Origin of the sequence: Tetzosporium hominis, from assembly GCF_002265435.1 — a bacterium.
Classification (GTDB): Bacteria; Bacillota; Bacilli; order Bacillales_A; family Planococcaceae; genus Chryseomicrobium; species Chryseomicrobium hominis.
The window spans coordinates 1-247 of the sequence record NZ_NOKQ01000193.1; the positions used below are offsets into that span (position 1 = coordinate 1).

Genomic DNA, 247 nt, shown 5'->3' on the forward strand with positions numbered 1-247 from the left:
AAGGCTTCCGAAACTTCTGGCTTCTTATTATGAAGAACACCCAAACGTCCAGTTGTCTTTAACAACAGGACATACACAATTCCTCCTTGATAAAGTTCTCCGGTATGAATTAGATGGCGCATTTATCGGATGCGAATGCAATCATCCTGAGCTCGAATCCTATCCTGCAGCTGAAACAACTACTGGTTCTTCCTCAAATGCAGGATAGGATTCGAGCTCAGGATGATTGCATTCGCATCCGATAAAT

The 247-nt window shown here is 42.9% G+C and carries 1 pseudogene; it reads left to right on the forward strand.

The window, feature by feature from the left end:
• Positions 1–175, forward strand: a pseudogene (locus tag CF394_RS05195) (LysR substrate-binding domain-containing protein); the annotation flags it as partial.
• Between the last annotated feature and the right edge of the window lie 72 nt (positions 176–247).